Below are 5135 nucleotides of genomic sequence, written 5' to 3'. Positions count from 1 at the left end.
GCCTGATTAATCATGTTTTTTATAATGTTTGAAATTCACTATAAATATACTGATTATCAGGCTTTTATGCAAATATTTTATTGCTTTTTATCATAAATTTTTTGCTTTTTTCTTGTGATTTTTAACCCTTAATTCGCATTTATAAGCAATAAATACATAAATAATCATTCCAACAATAGTTGCAGCAAGTGTTCCTAAAGGGATAGATTTTTTGGGATCACGTAAATCGCCTGATAAACCAACACCTGCTGTTATTCCTGTGAATGCAGGGAAAATGATAGCAAAAACATAAAAGAAACCTTTATCAGTAGAAACATTATTGAATAACTGTGAGCTATCAAAAACTTCACTAAATGGTGTTGTACCGGCAAAAAAATAGGATTAATGAAATTGCCAAAATTGCTACAACTACATATAATGCCTTTATACCTAAATCAGTACCTTTGGTCACCATCAACCAAATTAAAAGTAATAGTGGCAGGAACACTAAATAATCGATTGTCAAAAAGTTCGTAACCAAATTCGGATGCAACCCATGGTTTTATAGCTTCAAAAGCTTCGGCAAATGCTATTACATAAAATGCAACACTAATTGCTTGCGAAAGGTATAAAGTTATTCCAATTCCTGCACCTATAATTAACGCCAAAAGATCTAGAAATTATAAAATATTCACCACCACCTTCAACTTTTTGATTGGTGGCAATTTCAGCCAAGGCCATTGCTGTTGGTATAGTAACCATATGACCAATAATTATAATTAATAAGGCTTCCATTCCCATAAAACCAACAGAACCAACTGCAAAACCAAAACGTAAAAACATGACGGCTCCTAAAATGGTTGAGATTGCAGTTAAAAAAACAGGTAATGTTCCAAAGTTTGCTTTGGTTGAAACTAATGTTTTATTCATATAGATTCAATCTTTTTAGTTTTATATAAAATAATATTGATTGTCCGCAATTACCCATAATTAATAAAAAAGCGTTATATTTGATAAAAAAAACGATGAATTTATTCAGTTTTACAGCAAATTTTGGGAGCGAGGAATCTTGTAGGCTTCATTTTAAAGAAGAAAGAGACAAAATCGGAGTTCAATGTAAATGCGGAAGCAAAGAACATTTTTGGATAAAAAGCAGATGGAGTTATGAGTGTAAAAAATGTAGAAGTAGAATTTCGTTACGAAGTGGTACAATAATGCAAAGTTCGAATTTATCATTTTTGATTTGGTATAAAACGATGTTTTTGATGACAGCCACAAAAAAAGGTTTTTCCAGCAAAGAAATTCAAAAACAACTGGGTTTAAAGCGTTACGAGCCAGTTTGGTCTATGGTTCATAAGTTGCGTAAAGCAATGGGCAATAGAGATGCGCGTTATACTTTGGAAGGAATGATTGAATTTGACGAAGGCTATTTTACAATTGAATCTACGGAAATAGAACAAGAAAAAGGAATTCGTGGGCGTGGTGCTGTTGGAAAATCTAACGTTGCAATTATGGCTGAATCGACTGTTTTAGAAGATATTGAAACGGGTAAAAAATCAAATCATTGCAGGTATTTTAAAGCAAAGGTCTTAACGGATCATACATCAGAACAAATAAATCAAACAATCCAGGAATCTATTTCTGAAAAAAGTATTTTGTTTACAGACAAAAGCACATCATATATAGATATTGCCGATTATGTGGAGATTCATATTACAGAAAAATCGAATAAAGAAACAACAACAGAAACTTTAAGGTGGGTGCATATTGCAATTAGTAATGCTAAAAGAAATTTTCTTGGAAATTTCCATAAAATTAAAGGAAAATATCTTCAATTGTACCTAAATGAGTTCGTTTATAAGCTTAACAGAAGATATTTTGAAGAAAAATTATTCGATAGGCTAGTAATAGCAGGTATTACAGGGTTATGACAGAAAACGGACAATCAGATTAATTATCTTAATTTTATAAAACTTTCAAATAAAAGGAACTTCAAAAAGCATAGGTAAATTAAACCGACTAAAGGATTACTTATGTATAGTTGCTTAGAATTTGAGTTAATGCAAATATTATCTAATGGGTATTGTCCTATTATTTTTTACCCCTTTTTTTATTAAATCACTCCTTTATTTAAGGATGATTAAGTTAATTAATTTACTAATTGTTAAATCTTTATGTCATGAAAAGACTTTTTATTTTTTGTTTTCTTCTTGTTTTTTTTAATCAGGAGCAGCAAGCACAGAATTTTGAATTTAAAGCAAGTGAAATAAACATTGCTTATGAACGATTTGTATTACCAAACGGATTAACATTATTGGTTCATGAAGACCATAAAGCACCAATTGTTGCTGTAAATGTTTGGTATCATGTAGGTTCAAAAAACGAGAAACTTGGCAAAAGTGGTTTTGCGCATTTATTTGAGCATTTAATGTTTAATGGAAGTGAAAATTTTAAGGACGACTATTTTCAAGCTTTGGAAAGAATTGGAGGAACTGATGTAAATGGGACTACAAATTCAGATAGAACAAATTATTTTCAAAATGTACCTGTAGCAGCACTCGATCAAGTCCTATTTCTTGAATCTGATAGAATGGGCCATTTATTAGGTAATATTACTCAGGAGTTATTAGACGAACAGCGTGGTGTTGTTCAGAATGAAAAAAGACAAGGTGAAAATCAACCTTACGGAAAACAGTGGGATTTACTTACAAAGGCAATGTTTCCAAAGGGGCATCCATATTCTTGGACTGTAATTGGAGAGATGGAAGATTTAAATGCAGCTTCTTTAGACGATGTTCATGAATGGTTTAAAGCTTATTATGGCGCAGCTAATGCTGTAATTGCGATAGCTGGAGATATAGATCCAAAAGAAATTTATACGAAAGTGTTAAACTATTTTGGCGATATACCATCTGGACCGACCATTGAAAGACAAGAAATAAATATACCTACTCATACTAGTGATACCTATCAAATTTATGAAGATAGGGTTCCTGAAACTAGGATTTTATTGGCTTGGAATTCACCTGAATTTGGAAATAGAGAAGATCTTCATTTTGATTTAATTTCATCCATACTAACAAATGGGAAGAATTCTAGATTATATAAAAAATTAGTTTATGAAGATCAAACAGCTTCGTCTATGGTTTCTTTTCAGGCTTCTAGTGAAATTGCTTCAGGATTTATAATGTACGCAAATGTGAAACCTGGTGGAGATTCAGAAAATGTGAAGGCTACCATGTTAAAAGAGTTAGATAATTTTATAAAAAACGGACCAACAGAAGTTGAATTAAAAAGAGCTAAAGCATCATATTTTTCAAGTTTCATAAAGGGATTGGAACGAATAGGTGGATTTGGAGGTACTTCGGATATTTTAGCTTCCAATGAAACATATTTTGGGGATGCCTCTTTTTATAAAACAAGTTTAAAATATGTTCAAGATGCAACTATAGAAGATCTTAAATTAACTGCTCAAAAATGGTTAACCAAAGGAAAACATACTTTAATATGTAATCCTTTTCCCGACTATAAAGTCGTAAATTCTTCGGTTGATAGAACTAAAATTCCAGAGGTTGGGAGTCCAAAAAGTGCTAATTTTCCAGAGTTGGAACGTGCTAAATTATCTAATGGTTTAAAAATTATTTTAGCAAAAAGAGAAGGCGTTCCAACCATTGTTATGAATTTAATGGTAAATGCAGGTTATAAAGCAGATTACTTGGCTAGTCCTGGAACTTCGGCTTTAGCTATGAACTTATTAGATGAAGGAACTAAAAATTTAAATTCACTTCAAATTAATGAAAAATTACAACTGTTAGGCGCTAGTTTAAATTCCTATTCAGATCAAGATATTTCTAATGTTTATATGAATACCTTAAAACCAAGTTTCGATGCCAGTTTAGAACTTTTTGCAGATGTTGTTTTAAATCCATCTTTCCCTCAAAAAGAGTTTGATCGATTAAAAACAGAACAGATAAATGATATTCGAAAAGAAAAATCTCAGCCTTTTGGGATGGCATTAAGAGTTATGAATAAATTTCTTTATGGTGAAGGACATCCATATAGTAACCCATATACTGGGACAGGCTATGAGGCAACAGTTGAAAATTTTAAGAGGGAAGATATTGTTAAGTTTTATAATACTTGGATGAAGCCTAACAATGCAACCTTAATTGTTACTGGAGATATTTCAATGAATGAGTTAAAAACTAAATTAGAAAAATCGTTGAGCAAATGGGAAAGAGGTGAAGTGCCTACAATTTCATTTAGTAAACCAACGGTAAAAACTAAGAACACGTTGTATTTAATGAATAGACCTGAATCTCAACAGTCAGTTATTATTGCAGGTCACCTTACAGAAAAGTATGGTACTATTTCTGAAATTGCACTGGAACAAATGGTAAGTATATTAGGTGGAGATTTTACATCTAGGATAAATATGAATTTGAGGGAAGATAAGCATTGGGCCTATGGTGCTGGTAGTTTTGTTTTAGGAGCACAGCAAGAACGTCCATTTCTGGTATATGCACCTGTACAAACCGATAAAACTGCTGAATCAGTGAGCGAATTAAGAAAAGAAATTATAGATTTTGTAAGTACTAGACCGGTAACACAAGCTGAACTTGACAAGGTAAAAACCAATCAAATATTAAAGTTACCAGGTCAATGGGAAACTAATGGAGCTGTTAATAATTCATTATATGATTTAGTTAAATATAATTTACCTGATGATTACTATCAAAAATATGATGAGAATGTTAGAAATTTATCTTTAACGGATTTAAAAAGCATTAGTAAAAAAGTAATTAAACCAAATGAAGTTAACTGGTTTATGGTTGGTGATAAATCTAAAATTGAAGGTAAATTAATGGATTTAGGGTTTGATGATATTATTGAAATTGATGCTGATGGAAACCCAGTAAAAACAGAAATTAAAATCCCTAAAAAAGAAATTGGCAATTAAGATTACTGGCCGATATAGAAAAACTATTAATTATCAAAGTTAAAAGCTTCCATGTTAGACTGCCCCCAAAAAGTTAGACACTATTTGGGGGTATTTTTATGGAAAGAAAAGTGAAATATGATTACACATTTAAACTTGAATGTGTAAAATTAGTATTAGAGAAACATTATTCATGTTTATTAGTTTCAAAGCAGAA

The 5135-nt window shown here is 31.2% G+C and carries 4 protein-coding genes and 1 pseudogene; 2 read left to right on the top strand and 3 right to left on the bottom strand.

The annotated features are described in order from the left end of the window. Positions 1 to 90: 90 nt before the first annotated feature. The 3 genes and pseudogenes from Q8S45_RS02815 to Q8S45_RS02805 all read right to left on the bottom strand — a co-directional run. Positions 91 to 321, bottom strand: a pseudogene (locus Q8S45_RS02815) (hypothetical protein); the annotation flags it as partial. 113 nt (positions 322 to 434) lie between these two features. Continuing rightward, on the bottom strand, positions 435 to 647 hold the full coding sequence (locus tag Q8S45_RS02810; protein WP_305601046.1) for a hypothetical protein: 213 nt from the start codon (positions 645 to 647) through the stop codon (positions 435 to 437). Continuing rightward, positions 589 to 909 carry a hypothetical protein gene (locus Q8S45_RS02805; RefSeq protein WP_305601044.1) on the bottom strand — a complete coding sequence of 107 codons (321 nt, stop codon included), beginning with the start codon at positions 907 to 909 and terminating at the stop codon, positions 589 to 591. Before Q8S45_RS02805 ends, Q8S45_RS02810 begins: the two co-directional genes overlap by 59 nt. Before the next feature lie 95 nt (positions 910 to 1004). Here Q8S45_RS02805 and Q8S45_RS02800 point away from each other — a divergent pair, with 95 nt between their 5' ends. After that, positions 1005 to 1910: an IS1595 family transposase gene (locus Q8S45_RS02800; RefSeq protein ID WP_305601039.1), complete on the top strand. Its 906-nt coding sequence runs from the start codon at positions 1005 to 1007 to the stop codon at positions 1908 to 1910. A gap of 248 nt (positions 1911 to 2158) precedes the next feature. Then, a complete protein-coding gene (locus Q8S45_RS02795; RefSeq protein WP_305601038.1) occupies positions 2159 to 4939 on the top strand; it encodes a pitrilysin family protein in 2781 nt (926 codons plus the stop codon). The last annotated feature ends 196 nt before the right edge of the window (positions 4940 to 5135 follow it).

Source organism: Lutibacter sp., from assembly GCF_030692605.1.
In the GTDB taxonomy this organism is placed as follows: domain Bacteria; phylum Bacteroidota; class Bacteroidia; order Flavobacteriales; family Flavobacteriaceae; genus Lutibacter.
This window is presented reverse-complemented; position numbering and strand designations above follow the sequence as displayed.

Bases quoted from the DNA above. Each gene is read 5' to 3' on its own strand.
- Q8S45_RS02795 (WP_305601038.1), top strand. From the start codon at position 2,159: ATGAAAAGACTTTTTATTTTTTGTTTTCTTCTTGTTTTTTTTAATCAG.
- Q8S45_RS02805 (WP_305601044.1), bottom strand. From the start codon at position 909: ATGAATAAAACATTAGTTTCAACCAAAGCAAACTTTGGAACATTACCT.
- Q8S45_RS02800 (WP_305601039.1), top strand. From the start codon at position 1,005: ATGAATTTATTCAGTTTTACAGCAAATTTTGGGAGCGAGGAATCTTGT.